Source organism: Croceitalea dokdonensis DOKDO 023, assembly GCF_001306415.1.
Lineage (GTDB): Bacteria > Bacteroidota > Bacteroidia > Flavobacteriales > Flavobacteriaceae > Croceitalea > Croceitalea dokdonensis.
Genome location: NZ_LDJX01000001.1, coordinates 97,670 through 116,254 on the forward strand (window position 1 = coordinate 97,670; position 18,585 = coordinate 116,254).

General features: G+C 41.7%; 15 protein-coding genes. 8 read left to right on the top strand and 7 right to left on the bottom strand.

From position 1 onward, the window contains the following. Positions 1-83: 83 nt before the first annotated feature. On the bottom strand, positions 84-1,541 hold the full coding sequence (locus tag I595_RS00400; RefSeq protein ID WP_054557415.1) for a sodium:solute symporter family protein: 1,458 nt from the start codon (positions 1,539-1,541) through the stop codon (positions 84-86). A 304-nt stretch (positions 1,542-1,845) separates the two neighbouring features. On the opposite strand from I595_RS00400, the gene mtaB reads away from it, so the two are divergent. Beyond that, positions 1,846-3,174, top strand: coding sequence for a tRNA (N(6)-L-threonylcarbamoyladenosine(37)-C(2))-methylthiotransferase MtaB (gene mtaB, locus I595_RS00405; RefSeq protein ID WP_054557416.1), 1,329 nt, complete (start codon positions 1,846-1,848; stop codon positions 3,172-3,174). A gap of 68 nt (positions 3,175-3,242) precedes the next feature. Here the strand turns inward: mtaB and I595_RS00410 are convergent, their stop codons facing one another. Continuing rightward, entirely contained in the window at positions 3,243-3,536 is a 294-nt protein-coding gene (locus I595_RS00410) for a GNAT family N-acetyltransferase (RefSeq protein WP_054557417.1), read from the bottom strand. Positions 3,537-3,700: 164 nt separating this feature from the next. On the opposite strand from I595_RS00410, the gene I595_RS00415 reads away from it, so the two are divergent. Together I595_RS00415 and I595_RS00420 are read left to right on the top strand one after the other, a co-directional pair. Further along, the gene (locus tag I595_RS00415) at positions 3,701-4,366 is read left to right on the top strand and encodes an alpha/beta hydrolase family protein (RefSeq protein WP_054557418.1); all 666 of its coding nucleotides are present in this window, start codon (positions 3,701-3,703) and stop codon (positions 4,364-4,366) included. 46 nt (positions 4,367-4,412) lie between these two features. Continuing rightward, positions 4,413-5,369, top strand: coding sequence for a lytic transglycosylase domain-containing protein (locus I595_RS00420; protein ID WP_054557419.1), 957 nt, complete (start codon positions 4,413-4,415; stop codon positions 5,367-5,369). A gap of 52 nt (positions 5,370-5,421) precedes the next feature. Here I595_RS00420 and I595_RS00425 read toward each other — a convergent pair whose 3' ends face one another. Next, positions 5,422-5,937, bottom strand: coding sequence for a hypothetical protein (locus I595_RS00425; RefSeq protein ID WP_054557420.1), 516 nt, complete (start codon positions 5,935-5,937; stop codon positions 5,422-5,424). A 170-nt stretch (positions 5,938-6,107) separates the two neighbouring features. Here I595_RS00425 and rpmH point away from each other — a divergent pair, with 170 nt between their 5' ends. Both rpmH and carB read left to right on the top strand, forming a co-directional pair. Further along, the gene (gene rpmH / locus I595_RS00430; protein WP_054557421.1) at positions 6,108-6,266 is read left to right on the top strand and encodes a 50S ribosomal protein L34; all 159 of its coding nucleotides are present in this window, start codon (positions 6,108-6,110) and stop codon (positions 6,264-6,266) included. 103 nt (positions 6,267-6,369) lie between these two features. Continuing rightward, positions 6,370-9,222, top strand: coding sequence for a carbamoyl-phosphate synthase large subunit (gene carB / locus I595_RS00435; RefSeq protein ID WP_054557422.1), 2,853 nt, complete (start codon positions 6,370-6,372; stop codon positions 9,220-9,222). 179 nt (positions 9,223-9,401) lie between these two features. Here carB and I595_RS00440 read toward each other — a convergent pair whose 3' ends face one another. Together I595_RS00440 and gndA are read right to left on the bottom strand one after the other, a co-directional pair. After that, positions 9,402-10,016 (bottom strand): hypothetical protein, encoded by a 615-nt coding sequence (locus I595_RS00440; RefSeq protein ID WP_054557423.1) that lies wholly within the window; start codon positions 10,014-10,016, stop codon positions 9,402-9,404. Between the two features lie 27 nt (positions 10,017-10,043). Then, complete coding sequence (gene gndA, locus I595_RS00445; protein ID WP_054557424.1) at positions 10,044-11,453, bottom strand: NADP-dependent phosphogluconate dehydrogenase; 1,410 nt, start codon at positions 11,451-11,453, stop codon at positions 10,044-10,046. 90 nt (positions 11,454-11,543) lie between these two features. On the opposite strand from gndA, the gene zwf reads away from it, so the two are divergent. After that, the gene (gene zwf / locus I595_RS00450) at positions 11,544-13,076 is read left to right on the top strand and encodes a glucose-6-phosphate dehydrogenase (RefSeq protein ID WP_054557425.1); all 1,533 of its coding nucleotides are present in this window, start codon (positions 11,544-11,546) and stop codon (positions 13,074-13,076) included. A 16-nt stretch (positions 13,077-13,092) separates the two neighbouring features. Here the strand turns inward: zwf and I595_RS00455 are convergent, their stop codons facing one another. Continuing rightward, complete coding sequence (locus I595_RS00455) at positions 13,093-14,379, bottom strand: M14 family metallopeptidase (RefSeq protein WP_054557990.1); 1,287 nt, start codon at positions 14,377-14,379, stop codon at positions 13,093-13,095. Between the two features lie 133 nt (positions 14,380-14,512). Between I595_RS00455 and I595_RS00460 the strand changes: the two genes are divergently transcribed. Both I595_RS00460 and bshB1 read left to right on the top strand, forming a co-directional pair. Further along, positions 14,513-15,685: a trans-sulfuration enzyme family protein gene (locus I595_RS00460; RefSeq protein WP_054557426.1), complete on the top strand. Its 1,173-nt coding sequence runs from the start codon at positions 14,513-14,515 to the stop codon at positions 15,683-15,685. Beyond that, positions 15,682-16,404 carry a bacillithiol biosynthesis deacetylase BshB1 gene (gene bshB1, locus I595_RS00465; RefSeq protein WP_054557427.1) on the top strand — a complete coding sequence of 241 codons (723 nt, stop codon included), beginning with the start codon at positions 15,682-15,684 and terminating at the stop codon, positions 16,402-16,404. The genes I595_RS00460 and bshB1 overlap by 4 nt, the downstream gene beginning before the upstream one ends. A gap of 17 nt (positions 16,405-16,421) precedes the next feature. Here the strand turns inward: bshB1 and I595_RS00470 are convergent, their stop codons facing one another. Continuing rightward, complete coding sequence (locus I595_RS00470) at positions 16,422-18,509, bottom strand: tetratricopeptide repeat-containing sensor histidine kinase (protein ID WP_054557428.1); 2,088 nt, start codon at positions 18,507-18,509, stop codon at positions 16,422-16,424. Positions 18,510-18,585 lie beyond the last annotated feature (76 nt).

Consider the following 18,585-nt stretch of genomic DNA (forward strand, 5'->3'; position numbering starts at 1 on the left):
CAAGGGCATGGGTTTTTGATGATTTTCAACCATAATTGTGTAGTGCTCTTAAGCAAATTCCTATCATGGTTTGTAAATGATAATTATAGCTTCTTAGGCATAATGTTCGCTTTTGCTATGAAAGATTTACTTTTTTTAGGGTCTACATTGGTCATCAAACTAATGCCTACAAACAGCACAAGTGAAATGGAAACCCCAATTAGGGCTTGGGTTGCGGAGGCAATTTCCCAAGCAACAGGTAAATCAACCCCCAAGGCGATAAGTAAGTTATACGTAGAAAAGGCCAAACCAAAAAGCATGGAAACTACAGCAGCTTTTGCGGTGCCACGGTACCACACAAAGCCAAGCACCAAAGGTATAAAGGCACCGGTAGTTAAAAAATCTGAGCCTATCCATGAAATGGTTAAAACGGATTGTATTTTTAGCGCGATGAGGAGGGCAAAAAGTGCTACTACAATTGTGGCTATTTGAGCGACTTTTACGTTTAACCTAGGAGACGCCGATGGGTTAATGTATTTTTTATATACATCTACAGAAAGTGATAAAGCCCCCGTGTTTATAAGGGAATCCATGGTGGACATGATCGCAGAACAAAGTCCTAAAAAAATAAAGGCGCCCAATACCGGGTTGGTTATATTTTTTACCATATCTGGGACTATACCCCCAGTGGGAACTGTTTCATAAAGTACAGAACTAAACATACCGGTATAGGTGACCATAAGGTAAAGAGGAATAAAAACTACAAAACTTACCAACATCATTTTTTTGGCGTCCATAGCCGTCTTTGCAGCAGATATACGTTGCCATATATTGGCCTGTATCATCCATGAAGTGCCAAAAGTAATCACATATGCCAAGTTGTCCGATACGTTGTTAAAGAAAGCGGTATACCCCTTTTTATGGTTTGCCAAGGATAGATTTTTTACGGCTTCCATACCTCCAGAATTGTAGTAGGTGACGCCGAAAAGGAAACAGGCCGTAATCAAAAAGAAAAAGAATTGTAAAAGATCGGTCAAGACGACCCCCTTAAAGCCTCCAAAAAGGGAATAGGTCAACACAATGGCCACACCAATAATAGCACCAGTTTCATAACTGACATTAAAAAAAGAATGGAAAAACTTACCCACCACAATGATTTGAATGGCGGCAGCGATGACCATAAAGATGATAATGAAAATGGTGAGCAACAAAGCGGCGGTAGCATTGTACCGCTCTTCCATGAGTTGTGGCTGGGAAATGGTACCAATGTTCCTGATACCCTTGGCAAATACAAACATAAGGAAGGTGGCAATAAGCACAGGGACTCCGTATATCCAAAAAGAGCTGAGTCCATTTTTGTGTGCGTGGTCTACCAAGTCTATGGCAGAGCCACCGCCCCACCAAGATGCAATAAAGGTGACCGCCAATAACCAAGCAGGTAGCTTACGCGATGCCAAAAAATAGTCTTCATTACTGCTATTTTTTCTGTTGTAGATACCTACAGCGATAATAGCCACCACGTACACGGTGAGCAATACAAGGGTAAGGGTGGTGTTTTGCATTAAAATAAGAATCGTTAAACATAAAGTCGACAAAGAGCTCCCAAAGGTCCATTTGAATCAGTAACAAATCGTAAATCTAATGGAATTAAAGCATTATTTTTTTATGACCCTTTAATTGCCGCCGCATCTGACTTTTTTTAGTCCTTTTTTCTACGGGCAACGTGGGTATTTTTTCAATCCCTGCCATAGTAACAATAAAAGAAGGGGAACTAAGCCATTTGCCAATTTTGGTCGCAGCGGTTGTGCAATAGGCGTAACAGGAACAATTTAGTATCTTTGCACTCTTCAAAAAAGGGCGTACGCCATGAATAAAAAAGTCGCTTTTTACACTTTGGGTTGTAAACTTAATTTTTCGGAAACTTCTACCATTGCCAGAGGTTTTGAAGGTGAAGGTTTCCAGAAGGTAGATTTTTCCGAGACCGCCGATATCTATGTAATCAATACTTGTTCTGTAACGGAGAATGCAGATAAACGCTTTAAAACCATTGTAAAACAAGCGCAAAAGGCTAATCCGGACGCTTTTGTGGCGGCAGTAGGTTGTTATGCCCAACTAAAACCAGAGGAGCTGGCGGCGGTTGACGGTGTAGATTTGGTTCTTGGGGCCACGGAGAAATTTAAGATTACGGATTATTTAAACGATTTATCCAAGAATGATCATGGGGAAGTGCATTCTTGTGAGATAGAAGACGCCAACTTTTATGTGGGCAGTTACGCCATAGGGGATAGGACGCGCGCCTTTCTCAAGGTGCAGGACGGATGCGACTACAAATGCAGTTACTGTACCATACCCCTTGCCCGGGGCATTTCCAGGAGCGATGCTTTAGAGAACGTTTTGGATAATGCCGCAGAAATTGCGGCCAAGGGCATCAAGGAAATTGTATTGACGGGAGTTAATATAGGCGACTACGGCAAAGGAGAGTTTGGAAACAAAAAGCATGAGCATACGTTTTTGGATTTAGTACGGGCATTGGATGGGGTTAACGGAATCCATAGATTACGGATTTCTTCCATAGAACCCAATCTTTTAAAAAATGAGACCATTGATTTTGTGGCAAACAGCAAATCTTTTGTCCCTCATTTCCATATCCCGCTGCAAAGCGGAAGCGATACCATTTTAAAATTGATGCGCCGTAGGTATTTGTCCAATCTGTATATAGACCGTGTACAACGTATTAAAGCGGTAATGCCACATGCGTGCATTGGTGTGGATGTAATTGTTGGTTTTCCAGGGGAAACTGAAGAGCACTTTTTGGAAACCTACCATTTTTTAAATGAGTTGGATATCAGCTACCTACATGTTTTTACCTATTCTGAACGGGAAAATACGGAAGCCGCACAAATGGATGCTGTGGTGCCGCATCAACTAAGAAAAAAACGTAGTAAAATGTTACGGGGGCTTTCCGTCAAAAAACGGAGGGCGTTTTATGAAAGTCAGCTAGGGACACTACGATGCGTCCTGTTTGAGGGAGAGAATAAATCTGGCTATATCCATGGTTTTACAGAAAATTACGTTAAGGTAAAGGCACCATGGGACCCTAAATTGGTCAATACCCTGCACCAAGTACGTTTAACGGAAATAGACGGGGATGGTTTGGTACGATTTGATTTTGTAGGGGCCAAAGTGGCGGTCTAATTGTTGATGTCCGTTGGCGACAGCGCATAAAAAACCCTGACTTTTAAGGGCCAGGGTCAGTAGTTTACTTAGATTCTAATGCCAACGGGCAACATTTCTTTGTATTGTCTGTTCTTTCGCAAAAAGCCTGCAATATGCGGACTTGTAGGAACAACCCGCAGGTTTTGCTCTTGAATGTGGTTTAAAACAGCCTTTATAAAGGACTCTTTAAACCCTTCTTGGGTAATTTCCTCAGGTACAACAAGTTTGGTAAGAAAAACTTTTCGCTCCTGTGAAGAATACTCAATTTTAGCAAGGTTTCCATCAACTTTTGCTTCAAACTGGCGCAAGAAACTGTTATCCTTAATTTCCATTTCTATCATATAGTTATTGTTAGCTTCGTCTGGCGATGTTCAAAATAAAGAAAACGGATGTTGAAACATCATTCAGTGGCGTTTGGTAGATTAATGATAAAATCATAACAAACGAAATACAAAAGTAGTTAAAAAATTACTAATTTCCTAGGCAAATAGACCATCGGTACCATATGTCGGATAATAAAATCGCAATTTACCTGATGCCTGGAATGGCAGCCAACCCATCTATTTTTGATGGTCTAGTTTTGGATAAGGAACGTTTTGAACTCATACGGTTGAGCTGGTTTCAACCGGAAAAAGGGATTTCATTGGAAGCATACGCCCAGCAGATGTGCCAAAACATTACCCATAAGAACCCGGTGCTGTTAGGCGTTTCCTTTGGGGGGTTATTGGTTCAGGAAATGGCACGGTTTATTGCGCCAAAAAAGGTAATTGTCGTATCCAGTGTTAAATCTGACAAAGAACTGCCCAAACGCATGATTTTTGCCAAATACACCAAAATACACAAGCTACTGCCAACCGGCCTGGTGAACAATGTGGAACTTTTGGCCAAGTATGCCTTTGGGGAAACGGTGACCAAACGTTTGGCATTGTACGAAAAGTACCTGTCCATTCGTGATAAGTACTATATAGATTGGTCCATTGAACATATCGTGAATTGGAAACCCAAAGGACCGGTAGAGAACCTGATTCACATCCATGGGGACAAGGATGCCGTTTTTCCCATAAACAATATCAAGGAATGCATCAGCGTTAAAAATGGGACACATACGATGATCATCCATAGGGCAAAATGGTTCAATGAAAATTTGCCAGACTTGATTTTAAATGGATAAGTTGAGTACCTTCACCTAAATTTTTGACAAGCTTAAAAAAGTATACATGAAAAATATAAAAAACATCTTTGCGGTCATTGGTTTCCTTTTTGTGATGGCCAGTTTGGTTTATGCGGTTCAAAACTCAGATGCGGAAGCGGCACTTGTAGCAGCCTCTGAAAACGTCGTGGATGAGAACACAGCGGATGTTGGTTATAAAATAAGTGCCATTGATATTCCTGAAGATTTAAATTTTGCGGGCGAGGCCGTGCCCTTGGATGACCCAGAAGTTTTGGAAAGGGTTGATCGGGAGTTTTTGGTGAACACCTATTGGCAGTCCAATGCCATTTTATTAATGAAGCGTGCGCACAAGTACTTTCCTATCATAGAGCCAATACTTGCCAAAAATGGCATTCCAAATGATTTTAAATATTTGGCAGTGGCAGAAAGTGGCCTGCAGAACGTGGTGTCTCCAGCTGGGGCCACCGGCTTTTGGCAGATTATGAGGGCAACGGCAAGGGAATATGGCTTAGAGGTCAATGAGAACGTGGATGAGCGTTACCATATTGAAAAGTCTACCCAGGTGGCCTGTGACTATCTAAACAAATGGAAAAAGCGTTTTGGGACATGGACGTTGACCGCGGCGGCTTATAACGCTGGTCCTGGCGGTATCCAAAAATACATGGACATCCAAAAAGCAAATGACTATTATGATTTGTTGTTGAACCCAGAAACTTCGCGCTATGTATTCCGTATTATGGCCATAAAGGAAATTGTATCCAATCCGGCCAAATATGGTTTTGATGTGGCCAAGGAAGATTTTTACCAAGCTGTGCCCACATTTACGGTAGAGGTTGATGAACCTATTGGAAATTGGGCAGATTTTGCACAGCAATATGAAATCTCATATAAGGTCTTAAAAAGGCACAATCCTTGGTTACGGGAACCCCATTTAAACAACGCCTCAAGAAAGAAGTACACCATTGAAATCCCAAATAAAGGCTACTACAGGGAATCTAAATAGCGTTGGTGCCCACGAATGCCATAAGGAAATGATAAAGTGCGCAGTGGGGTTGTCAGATTTTTTTCATTTGCTCCTTCATCATCTTAATTTGATCGGTGAGCATATTATTTTTGTCCAACTTCTTTGCTTCATGCAGTAGGGTAGTCGCTTCCCTTTTTCTACGTTTTTGCATCGCAATTCCTGCTAAACTCAATTTAGCCATGGCAACGTCATAATCCATATTAAGCCCAAGGCTTAAGGCTTTCTTGAAATATTTTTCTGCCGTGGTCAGGTTTTTTTGGGAATAAATGATGCCATGTAGGTAATTGTAATAGCCTTGTTGCTTCTTTACAAGGGCGCTCTCTGGGTTTTTAATTTTGGACAACCATTTTTCCGTACCTGCAAGATCTTGCTTGCGCATCCTTAGAAAAGACAATAGAATGATTTCATTCCTGAAATAAAGAAAGATAAAAATACCTGATAGTAATATCAAAAAAATACCATTGCCAACATAGCCCTCAAAAAATTGGTATATGGCAAAAGCAATGATAAGGGCGGCGATGACCAACTTAATATTTTTATGGAACATATTGTTTTTTTAATACGGTTCTAAAATAAAATTTCCCTTGGTATTTGGGTTGGCAAAAGTACTAAAAACAATTCTAAATTATTTTTACAACTACTTGCCAAAGTAAAAACTCTTTGTATCTTTGCGCGCAGAAAATTAGGAAAGCCACTCACATTATAATATAGCTTACAATGAAAAGAACGTTTCAACCTTCAAAAAGAAAAAGAAGAAACAAGCATGGTTTTAGGGAACGTATGGCTTCTGCCAACGGAAGGAAGGTGTTAGCTAGAAGACGGGCAAAAGGAAGAAAGAAATTAACCGTTTCTTCAGAACCGCGTCACAAAAAATAATGACTGTCAATAACTTTTAATAAAGGTGCTACTTCTATAAGTTTAGCACCTTTTTTTTTGTCGAAATTTGAAAAATTTTTGAATAACGAATAACCCCGGAGGAATGCCTAGAAGAGACGATCTTAAATCCATTTTAATTATAGGTTCTGGTCCCATTATCATTGGACAAGCATGTGAATTTGATTATTCTGGCTCCCAAGCCCTACGATCCTTGCGTGAAGATGGCATTGAGACCATTTTGATCAATAGTAACCCTGCCACCATTATGACCGATCCCGTGATGGCGGACCATGTGTACCTGAAACCGTTGAATACCAAGTCCATAGTCCAAATTTTAAAAAACCACCCAAATATAGATGCCGTTTTACCTACCATGGGTGGGCAAACGGCCTTGAACTTGTGTATTGAGGCAGATGAAAAAGGTATTTGGAAGGATTTTGATGTTGAAATTATAGGGGTAGATATCGAAGCCATCAACATAACGGAAGACCGGGAAAAATTTCGTGAACTTATGTTGGAAATTGGCGTTGGCATGGCACCTCAGGCCACGGCAACCTCCTTCTTAAAAGGTAAGGAAATTGCCCAGGAATTTGGTTTCCCATTAGTTATACGCGCTTCCTTTACCCTAGGCGGGGCAGGAGCTTCCATTGTCTACGATCCAGAAAAATTTGACGATTTACTGAGTCATGGTCTGGAGGTGTCACCCATTCACGAGGTGATGATCGATAAGGCCTTAATGGGGTGGAAAGAGTACGAGTTGGAGCTACTTCGTGACAAAAATGATAATGTGGTCATTATTTGTGCCATAGAAAATATGGACCCCATGGGAATCCACACCGGGGACTCCATAACGGTGGCACCTGCCATGACGTTATCTGACAGAACGTACCAACGGATGCGGGACATGGCCATACATATGATGCGCAGCATTGGGGATTTTGCTGGGGGATGTAACGTGCAATTTGCCGTTAGCCCTGATGAAAAAGAAGAAATCATTGCCATAGAAATTAACCCTAGGGTCTCCCGTTCCTCCGCATTGGCGTCTAAGGCCACAGGATACCCTATTGCTAAAATCGCAGCCAAATTGGCCATTGGCTATACCTTGGATGAATTGGACAACCAAATTACCAAGTCTACCTCGGCTTTGTTTGAACCTACCTTGGATTACGTTATCGTAAAAATTCCCAGGTGGAACTTTGATAAGTTCGAAGGCTCCGATCGTACTTTGGGCCTACAGATGAAATCCGTAGGGGAGGTCATGGGAATTGGTCGTTCTTTCCAAGAAGCACTTCATAAGGCAACCCAGTCACTTGAGATTAAAAGGAATGGGCTTGGAGCAGATGGTAAGGGGTACAAGGATTATGACACGATCATCCAAAAGCTTACCGTGCCTAGCTGGGATAGGGTTTTTGTGATTTACGATGCCATCCAGTTGGGTATTCCGCTGAAACGGATACATGAAATCACAAAAATTGACATGTGGTTTTTAAAACAATATGAAGAACTGCACCATCTAGAACAGGAGATTTCCAAGTATACCATAGAGAGTTTGTCCAAGGCATTATTGCTGGAGGCCAAGCAAAAGGGATTCGCCGATCGCCAAATTGCCCATATGTTGGATTGTTATGAAAGTGAGGTACATAAAAAGCGTACGACCCTAAACATCAATCGGGTATTTAAGTTAGTGGATACCTGTGCGGCAGAGTTCAAGGCCATGACACCTTACTATTATTCCACTTTTGAGGAAGAAATAGAAACGCCGGATGGCACACGTTATGTTGCCAACGACAGTATTGTTACCGAGAAAAAGAAAATTGTGGTTTTGGGTTCTGGCCCTAACCGCATTGGACAAGGTATAGAGTTTGATTATTGTTGTGTCCATGGGGTTTTGGCATCTGCGGAATGCGGGTATGAGACGATTATGATCAATTGCAATCCAGAAACGGTTTCCACGGATTTTGATACGGCGGACAAACTGTATTTTGAACCTGTCTTTTGGGAACATATTTATGACATCATCCTTCATGAAAAGCCAGAGGGCGTTATCGTGCAGCTAGGAGGACAGACCGCTTTAAAGCTTGCGGAAAAATTATCCAAATATGGCGTAAAAATCATAGGGACAAGTTTTGAATCCCTAGATTTGGCAGAGGATAGGGGTAGCTTTTCCACCTTGCTTCAAGAAAATAACATTCCCTACCCAAAATTTGGGGTAGCGGAAAGTGCGGATGAGGCATTGGACCTTGCAGATGAATTAGGTTTTCCATTGCTGGTTAGGCCCTCTTACGTATTGGGCGGACAGGGAATGAAGATAGTGATAAACAAAGAAGATTTGGAGTCCCATGTAGTCAGTTTATTGCGTAAGATACCTAATAACAAATTGCTGTTGGACCATTATCTGGACGGAGCCATTGAAGCGGAAGCAGATGCCATTTGCGATGGCGAGGACGTCTACATTATTGGGATTATGGAGCATATTGAGCCCTGCGGCATACACTCCGGGGATTCCAATGCTACACTGCCCCCATTTAACTTAGGGGAGTTTGTGCTGCAACAGATAAAAGATCACACCAAAAAGATTGCCTTGGCATTGAATACCGTGGGATTGATCAATATCCAATTTGCGGTAAAGGACGATACGGTTTTTATCATTGAAGCCAACCCAAGAGCCTCCAGAACAGTACCTTTTATAGCCAAGGCTTACGGGGAACCCTATGTGAACTACGCTACCAAAGTGATGTTGGGGGAGAAAAAAGTACGGGATTTTAAGTTTAATCCCCAATTAGAGGGCTTTGCCATTAAACAGCCTGTTTTTTCTTTTAACAAGTTTCCCAACGTCAATAAAAACTTAGGCCCTGAAATGAAAAGTACGGGAGAAAGTATATTGTTTATTGATGATTTAAAGGATGACGAGTTTTACAACTTGTATTCGCGCAGAAAAATGTATTTAAGCAAATAAGATGCTGTTTTTGCCAGGTTCATTGACTTGGTCCAGCGTTACAAATCAGCCTCAAGGCAATAAAAGACCCGTTTAGGTCAGGCTAGAGACGGCATTTTCCTATGTCCTAGGAAAAGGGTTAGGTTATTTGTTTTCGTGGCAAGGAAATAGAAGGAGAATTCCGTTCTGCTATTTTGGTTTTATTTCGGGCAGTTTTTGGAATAGTACTCAAAAACATCACCCGTGTCCTTAAAGCTTTTGATTTTTAATTCTGCTATTAACTTGGGACAATCTTTAAAATACTGCATTAGTTGTTTTCGCTTTAATCCAAGAAAACCCTGTGTTGCGCGCACCATGGTATCAGATTCCGCCTTGTGCAGTAATGGGTAAGCGGAATAATAGCTTTGGTCTACATCCACAAATTCCTTTTCGTAATAGGCTATAAATTGGTTTTTAGCTATTCGTTTTAAAAACATATGGTCATTGGTAGGGCTTAGTTCATAGGAAAATGTAAAAAAATCTGCACTTTCCTTAAGGGGTACGGACTCAAAATGGTCATTGTCGTAGCCGTATCCCAAAAGTTCTTTGGCACGGTATCGTTTTTTGCTCTTTGGTTTGGTACTCCTAAAGTAAATTCGCTCGTAAAGTTCAAGTACTGGTTCATCCACGGTACGGTCCTTGACCCATCCAGAGATAGTATCCCTTTCTAAGGTGATAATGTAGCCTTCTTGGTATCCTTTTTTTTGTGCTGTGCCATGATGGGTATGACCAAGCACAGCCATTAAAATAAAAGCCAGATACAGGTGGTTTTTCATGGGTGTCATTATCTAGGCCTATAACGCTTATTTTTCCCATTCCGTATGGAAAACCCCTTTACGATCTAATCTTTCGTAGGTATGTGACCCAAAATAGTCCCGTTGCGCTTGTATAAGGTTGAGCGGAAGACGGGAGGAGGTGTACGCATCAAAATACGTAAGGGAGCTGGAAAGTCCAGGCAGTGGAATGCCATTGGTGGCACCATAACCCACCAATTCCCTTGCTGCGCCAACCGTTTCTTTTACCTTATCCACAAATGCAGGTGAAAGGAGTAGATTGGGCAAACGGCTGTTTTCTTTAAAAGCCTCTGTAATATCCGCTAAAAGCGCTGCCCTAATAATACAGCCTGCCCTCCATATTTTTGCAATTTCGCCAAGATCAAGGTTATAGCCATATTCCTTTGAGGCGTCCGCCAACTGGTGCATACCCTGTGCATATGCCATAATAAAGGCAAAAAACAGTGCTTTCTCTGTTTTTGACACCAGGGTATCCTTCTCTAGTGGTTCAGGTGAGGGCGTGTCATAAAGCCCGTCTGCCAAGATTCTTTCATCCTTTAAGGCAGATATTTCCCGCATACTTACGGCAATGTCAATGGTGGGTACCGGAATGCCCAGGTCCATGGCATTTTGTGAGGTCCATTTTCCAGTTCCTTTTTGTTTGGCTTTATCTAATATCATATCTACCAAATCAGCCTCGGTAAAATCATCTTTTTGGGCCAGAATGTCGGACGTGATCTGTACTAGGAAAGATTGTAAACGGCCTTGGTTCCATTGGGCAAAAATCTGATGAAGTTCTGTATTAGTGAGCCTACCCGCTTTTTTGAGTACATCATAAATTTCAGAGGTTAACTGCATTAGACCGTATTCTATACCATTATGAACCATTTTTACGTAGTTACCGGCAGACTTGGGCCCTAAATAGGCGACACAGGGCTCTCCCTTATACTTTGCGGAAACGGCCTCAAAAATTGGTTTTACATGTTGATACGCTTCTTTTGAGCCCCCTGGCATGATACTTGGCCCTTTCCTGGCTCCCTTGGCCCCGCCAGAAACACCTGCGCCAAAGAAATGGATGCCCTTGTCTTTTAGATAAGCTTCCCGCCGATCGGTATCAGTGAAAAAGGAATTGCCTCCGTCAATGATAATATCACCCTCATTTAAAAAAGGAAGTAAATTCTCAATTACGGAATCTACTATTTTGCCGGCGGGCACCAATAACATGATTTTACGGGGCGTGCCTAGGGCGCTAACAAAGGTTTTTACATCTGTAGCTGCATTTACTTTTTTTGTATTGCCGCCTTCTTTAATCAAGGCATCTACCTTTTCTGAGTCCAAATCATTGCCAAAGGCCGTAAACCCGTTATCGGCCACGTTTAGGATAAAATTTCTACCCATCACCCCTAATCCTACCAACCCAAAATCATATGTATTTGTCATGTATCTTTTTATTTAGCTTAGCTGAAAATCGCTAAGAGCAACCTAAAATAAACGTTATATTCGTCATGCTCAAATATTGGTCCAACTACCATGAAAAAAACTGAAAATCAATTATTGGTCATCTTTGGTGCCTCCGGTGATTTAACGGCGCGCAAACTTGTACCATCATTGTTTAATTTGTATGTGGCACGCCAACTCCCAAAAAACTTTATTGTTTTGGGTACGAGCCGTAGTGATATGACCGATAATGAATTTAGGAACCGGGTGGTTTTAGATAGCAAGTATCTTAAACCAAAGCTTGAAGACCTACAAAAGGACTATATTGAGGGGTTTTCCAATAGCTTTTTCTATGAAGATTTGGGTGGCTCCTATAACACGCATTATGGACGGCTGCAAAAACGAATAGAGGATTTGGATACCAAATATGGTTTAGATGGAAACGTCATATATTATTTTTCCACACCCCCTACATTGTACCAACCCATCGCCAAGCGTTTAGGGGATGTAGGTTTAAACAATCAACAAAATGGTTGGAAACGTGTAATTGTTGAAAAGCCTTTTGGGTATGACCTAGAAACGGCAAAGGAATTAAATTCTGGTTTGCAAGAGCATTTTGCGGAAACACAAATTTACAGGATAGACCATTATTTAGGCAAGGAAACCGTTCAAAACCTTTTGGTTACACGTTTTGCCAATACTATTTTTGAACCCTTATGGAATAGGAATTACATCCACCATGTTGAGGTGACCAATGCGGAAAGTGTTGGCGTGGAAAAACGGGGCGGTTATTATGACACCTCCGGGGCCCTACGGGATATGTTTCAAAACCATTTGCTTCAAATTGTCTCGCTGATCGTTATGGAGCCGCCCATTGGCGATGCCCCTGAGGACATTAGAAATGAAAAAGTTAAGGCACTAAAGTCACTTAGGGTTATGACAGACCCGGAGGTTTTGAAATCGCATACCATTCGTGGCCAATATGTGGGTTCAGAAATCAAGGGAGAAAAAATAAAGGGATACCGGGAAGAGGATGGGGTGGCTAAAGACTCAACTACTGAAACCTATGCCGCCATTAAATTTTTTGTGGATAACTGGCGGTGGAAAGATGTGCCTTTTTATGTGCGTACCGCTAAGAGAATGCCTACCAAGGTAACGGAGGTGGTCATACATTTTAAGTCTCCCCACCATCATATTTTTGAAAATTCTGGAGTAAATAATAAGGATAATAAACTGATTATTAGGATTCAGCCAGATGAAGGAATTTTGATGAAATTTGGGGTTAAGGTTCCGGGTCAAGGCTTTAAGGTGGAACGGGCCAATTTGGATTTTTACTACAGTAGCCTCGCAGAAACAAGGGTCATGGAAGCCTACGAAAGGCTCTTGCTGGATTGTATGCAGGGCGATGCAACCTTGTATGCAAGATCGGATGAAGTTGAGGCGGCCTGGCAGTTTGTAGATCCTATCTTGACGTATTGGAATAAGACTGAGGACGTGCGTATGTACGGTTATGCGGCCGGTGTTTGGGGCCCTGAGAATGCAGACGAACTCATTGAAGGTATTGGCTACTGGCGAAATCCTAGTGAGAATCTTGCAGATGACCCCGGCTATTGTGTTATTTGTTAAAAAAAGACATTAAAATTCAATTCATCAACAGGCGCATTAATTCTTGGGCCGCCACTTTTCCTTTTTCGTTTAAAAATGGCCTTGGGGTGTTGTCTCCCAGTTCAAATACGATAGCGGGCATACCGTGCGCTACAAAAAAATAGGTCCTTGAAACCATGGTAGGGTCAAGGTCTTTGGAGGCTTTTACGTTGGTTTTTTTCTGTGGTAACCTCTCCCCAATGGCAGCAATCCAATCAAAAACAATTTTTCCCTTTGGCCCAGTGGCCAAAGTATCCAAAGGATAGTAAATATCGTCCCAGGTAGAATGAAAATCGGCACCGAATACAAACTCATAGCCATCCTTTTCTTTTGATTTTAAAAAATTCCGGACACTTTGTGTTTCTGGTTGGTTAAAGTTTTGCCAGTCACGATTTAGGTCAACACCACCCATATTGTGTCTCCAGTGCCCATTGTCCACGCCATCTGGGTTCATAAGGGGTACTACAAAAACATCATGTGTGGCCCTAAACTGTTTTGCCTCTTCAGATTCAGACGCAAGGGTTTCAACAAAGGATTTCATGGCCAGGAAACCGGTAACCTCTGGAGGGTGTTGTCTGGAAATTACTAGGATAGCCTTTTTGTTATTGGGGTTAGCCTTAATTTGTAACAGCCGCATAGGCCTACCTTCTTTACTGTGACCAATCACGGACTTTTTGATAAAGGGTTTGGAGGCCAAGGAATCCATCCAACTAAAAACACGCTTGGAAGGATACAATTCCTGTGCACTTACCCAAAGCGTATCGGCCCCAACGCGTAGGCTCATTTGAGCAAACTCTGGGGCAGCTTTAAGGCCAAACTTCCCTTCTCCTGGGTTCACTCCTTGGAATTTTGTACTATCCAAGGCCCTAAAATTTACACCATCCTTGCTAATTTTTGGGTAATATCTGCTTCTGGAATTTTGATAGGCAAGTTTGAGTGTAATGTCTTTTGGCTCTTTGCCCCAAATTTTAAATGCATACCAGGGACTACCGTTAATTGGGGTGTTTTCTGCAGTGACCAAAGCGGTAAAATGGTAGTTGCCGTCATCTGACAAACCGTTTAGTCTTGCACCATCAAATTCATTTGAAAAAAAAATGCTACTATCCTTAGAAGCCCAAATGCCTTTCCATTGTTTTTGAACGGGGACATCGACCGTGGGTACTATGGGACTTTTTGGCTGTCCTTGATATCCGGTTGTGGTTTTGGATTCCACCGAGGGAGCAGAGGATTTGCAGCTCAACAATAAAAGGGGTAAAACAAGGCCTATGGAAAAAAAATACTTCATTGTTCCAAAATTTACCAACAAGATAGTGAAATGAAACAATGTAGTGTTACCACCTTCCCATTCCATCGTTGTTTTTAAAGGCCACTTTTGCCCTTCAAATGATTTACCTAAATTTAGCATCTAAACAAGGCCTATGCAATCTAAGACTATTGGATTAAATACCATTTGTACCCATACCGGAGAAGTAAGGGATGAACAGTTTAAAGGGGCGGTATCTCCCATTTACATGTCAACCTCCTACGCTTTTGAGGACGTTGATGTAAAACGATACCCCCGTTATTTTAATACCCCCAACCAAGAAGCATTAGGGAAAAAGATTGCCGCTTTGGAGCATACGGAAGCGGGAATGATTTTTACGAGCGGTATGGCCGCCATAAGTCATGCTTTGATGGCATTTTTAAAAGCTGGGGACCATGTGGTCTTTCAACAGACACTGTATGGTGGAACATATAACTTTGCCACGACCCAACTGGAGCGTTACGGTATTTCCTATACGTTTTCTGATGGGTGGGGGGCAGCCGATATTGCCAAAGCAGTAAAGCCAAATACCAAGGTGGTTTATATTGAAACCCCATCCAATCCATTGCTTACCATCACCGATATGAGGGCCGTTGCCAATTTGGCGAAATCCAAAGGAATTGTGAGTATGATCGATAATACTTTTGCCAGTCCCGTAAATCAAAACCCTGCAGATTATGGGATTGATATTATCATCCACAGTGCAACCAAGTATATGGGAGGCCATTCAGATATCTGTGCCGGTGCGGTTGCGGCATCAAAGGAACATATGCAACAAATTTGGCATTCTTCCATTTGTTTTGGAGGAAGCTTAAGTGACCAGACCGTATGGTTGTTGGAACGTAGCCTTAAGACCATGGGGCTGCGGGTTAAGGCACAAAACCAGAATGCCCAGGGTATGGCTATTTTCCTGCAAGCGCATGAAGCTATTGATCAGGTGTATTATCCTGGACTGCCCTCCCATGAAGACCATCATTTGGCTGCATCCCAAATGCACGGTTTTGGAGGAATGCTTTCCTTTGAGCTTACCCGGGAAATAGAACCATCGGATTTTATGAAACAACTTCAACTCATTAAGCCCTCCATGAGTTTGGCGGGAGTGGAGAGCACCATGTTGCTGCCTGTTGCTACCTCCCATTCCCTAATGACGCCTCAAGATCGGGCAGCCCAGGGAATTAAGGATGGCCTCATCCGTTTTTCTGTTGGCATTGAAGAGTTGGATGATTTAAAAGCTGATATTGCCCAAGCCCTAAAAGCGGCAACCCAAAAATCCGCTATGACGATATGAAATTGGATATTTTAGTATTTGGTGCGCATCCGGACGATGCCGAGTTGGGTGCCGGAGCAACTATGGCCAAGGAAATCGCAAATGGGAAAAAAGTTGGGATTGTTGATTTGACCCGTGGTGAACTGGGCACCCGTGGAACAGCGGAAATCCGTGATGCAGAAGCTGCCAAAGCGGCTCAGATACTTGGGGTTTCCGTAAGGGAAAACCTTGAGTTTGCCGATGGTTTTTTTGTAAATGATAAACCCCACCAATTAGAGATTATAAGGATGGTACGCAAATATCAGCCGGAAATTGTGCTTTGCAATGCCATTGATGACAGGCACATTGATCATGGAAAGGGCGCAAAATTGGTAAGTGATGCCTGCTTTTTGAGCGGGTTGGTAAAAATAGATACCAAAGTGGACGGTGGTGAGGATTGGCAAGAACCATGGAGACCTAAACTGGTATACCATTACATACAGTGGAAAAATCTAAATCCGGATTTTGTAGTGGATGTTTCTGGATATATGGAAAAGAAAAAAGAGGCTATCCTTGCTTATGGATCGCAGTTCTTTGATCCAAATAGCGAAGAGCCGCAAACGCCGATAAGTAGCAAGAATTTCTTGGATAGTGTGGAATACCGAGCACGTGACCTGGCCAGGCTCATAGGTACTGAGCACGCAGAGGGCTTTAACGTGGAACGCTTTGTTGCGGTAGATAGATTAACGGATTTGGTGTAGCGGAAAGCAACGGGAGTTTAACCAGCCTTTTTATATTTTTTCTCCACTTTTGGGATGGTGAAATTAAAGGTCGACCCTTTTTTAGGAACACTTTCTACCCATATTTCACCATTGTTTTTCTCCACCATTTCCTTACATAGGGAAAGCCCTAGACCAGTCCCTTTTTCATTGTTGGTGCCATAGGTCGTAAATGTGGATTGGGTCTCAAAAATCTTTTGCTGCGTGCTCTCATCCATGCCAATACCGGTGTCCCTTACAATTATCTGCCAGAATTTATGTTGCTCTTCACACTCAATGGAAACAAGGCCGTTTTCTTCTGTGAATTTTATGGCATTGGATACCAGGTTGCGCACAATAATGTCAAAATGGTTCTCATCTACATAACCAAGCGGATTGTCCGGTAGTTGGTTCAGGATTTTTATTTGTTTTTTATTGGCCACCTCAGATAAAAGCTTCAGGTTTTGTGCTACCACTTTGTTAAGGCAGGTCACCTTTGGTTTGGTAGAGGTGCCATTCATTTGTGCATATCCCCAGGAAAGTAGATTATTAAGGGTAAAAAGAATGTGGTCTACATCGGCCTTAAGTTTTGGGACAAAGTTTAAAAAGTCCTTATCAGGAAGGTCTCCACTTGCATTTAACCTTAAGATTCCTTGCAAGGCTCCTATGGGTCCCCGTAAATCATGTCCAATGATTGAAAATAGTTTATCCTTGGTATTATTAATTTCATGCAGCTGCGCTTCCCTATCCCTAAGATTCTCAGTTTTTAGGTTGAGCTCTTTATTGAGTTGTTTTTGCTTTTTGTGGTTAAGGTATAGCGGTATGGAGGTAGCCAATAGAATCAACAGAATTGCCAGCGTAACAAAAATAATGTACCGTTGTTTGGCAAGAGCTTTATCGTTGTCCGCAATAAGCGCTTTCTTTTGTTGGTCATATTGGAATTTGGTTTTTAACAGATTGAGGCTGCGCTGGTTTTCGTTTCTTGACAAGGAATCATGTAATTTTTGATAGTTTTCGTGGAAAGTCAGTGCCTGTTGGTAATCTGCTCCATTCTTATATACTTGATACAGGGTTTCCTCACAGTCCCGCTGTCCCTGCAAATCATTTATTTTTTTTGAGGACTCTAGTCCTTTGTAAGCATAATTCCGTGCCTTTTCATCTTCTCCAATACCAAGAAATGCCTTGGCAAGACCATTATTAAGGTCAATGGTCGCTCTTTCATCATCAAGGTCTTTATGTAAGATTTCGCACTGTTCATACCAATAAATGGCCCAGTTATATTTTTTTTGTTTTAGGTAAATTTCGCCCTTAACACTGTAAGCAAACGCAAGCCAGTCATAAATTTCCCTTTTTTCAAATACGGATATGCTGCTGTTAATACTAAACATGGCAAGGTCAAAATCGCCCATATCTGCATAAATGGAAGCTATATTGCTCAGTGTTTCTGCGGTAAAAATTTCGTTATTTAGGCTTTGATTTATTTTTTTGACGATATCATAAAATTCAAGTGCTTGCTCATACTCTCTCTGCGAGGCATACATGTTCCCAATGTTTTCATTTAAAATGGACAACATTTTTTGGTCGTTATGAAGCTTGGCCAAATCTATTGCCTTTAAAAACCGCTCTAGTGCTCTTGCATAGTTCCCTTGATACGAATACTCTGATCCAAGATTGTTTAAAATGGAGACTTGAATTTTACTTTTATCGTGCTTCTCTGCCAGCTTAAGCGCTTGCTTAAAAAAGGATATGGCGGTGGTGCTGTTGCCATCATCCGAACTATGCCCACCTAAGAGATTTAATGCCTTAATACGGCCCGCAGTGTAATTAATTTGTGTACTTAGTTGAAGACTTTTTTCGCTTAACTGTCTTAGACTGTCTTGATTTTTAAACCGATATGCGGACCCCAGACTTAAAAGTGCGTCTACGTAAACACTGTCTTTTTCTTGTAAAGAATTGGAAGTGGAATATCTCTTGATAAGCTTGTTTAAGCTGTCTATAGTTGTGTTTTGAGAGGATGAATGACCCGTAATAGCTAAGAAAAAAAGCAGGGAAGCCAAAAGTTTCCATTGGTGCCGTAAAGGATGTATATGATTCTTATTTTTGGGCATGAATAGCATACTGGCTATAACTTCCAAAACTATCTTAATTGGTATTCCCTTACCAATATTTGTTGTGAATTCAAGG

Coding starts and splice junctions, on each gene's coding strand:
- zwf (WP_054557425.1), top strand. CDS start 11,544: ATGAAAAAAACTGAAAATCAATTATTGGTCATCTTTGGTGCCTCCGGT.
- I595_RS00410 (WP_054557417.1), bottom strand. CDS start 3,536: ATGATAGAAATGGAAATTAAGGATAACAGTTTCTTGCGCCAGTTTGAA.
- I595_RS00460 (WP_054557426.1), top strand. CDS start 14,513: ATGCAATCTAAGACTATTGGATTAAATACCATTTGTACCCATACCGGA.
- I595_RS00420 (WP_054557419.1), top strand. CDS start 4,413: ATGAAAAATATAAAAAACATCTTTGCGGTCATTGGTTTCCTTTTTGTG.
- bshB1 (WP_054557427.1), top strand. CDS start 15,682: ATGAAATTGGATATTTTAGTATTTGGTGCGCATCCGGACGATGCCGAG.
- mtaB (WP_054557416.1), top strand. CDS start 1,846: ATGAATAAAAAAGTCGCTTTTTACACTTTGGGTTGTAAACTTAATTTT.
- gndA (WP_054557424.1), bottom strand. CDS start 11,453: ATGACAAATACATATGATTTTGGGTTGGTAGGATTAGGGGTGATGGGT.
- I595_RS00415 (WP_054557418.1), top strand. CDS start 3,701: ATGTCGGATAATAAAATCGCAATTTACCTGATGCCTGGAATGGCAGCC.
- I595_RS00455 (WP_054557990.1), bottom strand. CDS start 14,379: ATGAAGTATTTTTTTTCCATAGGCCTTGTTTTACCCCTTTTATTGTTG.
- rpmH (WP_054557421.1), top strand. CDS start 6,108: ATGAAAAGAACGTTTCAACCTTCAAAAAGAAAAAGAAGAAACAAGCAT.
- I595_RS00470 (WP_054557428.1), bottom strand. CDS start 18,509: ATGCCCAAAAATAAGAATCATATACATCCTTTACGGCACCAATGGAAA.
- I595_RS00425 (WP_054557420.1), bottom strand. CDS start 5,937: ATGTTCCATAAAAATATTAAGTTGGTCATCGCCGCCCTTATCATTGCT.
- carB (WP_054557422.1), top strand. CDS start 6,370: ATGCCTAGAAGAGACGATCTTAAATCCATTTTAATTATAGGTTCTGGT.
- I595_RS00400 (WP_054557415.1), bottom strand. CDS start 1,541: ATGCAAAACACCACCCTTACCCTTGTATTGCTCACCGTGTACGTGGTG.
- I595_RS00440 (WP_054557423.1), bottom strand. CDS start 10,016: ATGAAAAACCACCTGTATCTGGCTTTTATTTTAATGGCTGTGCTTGGT.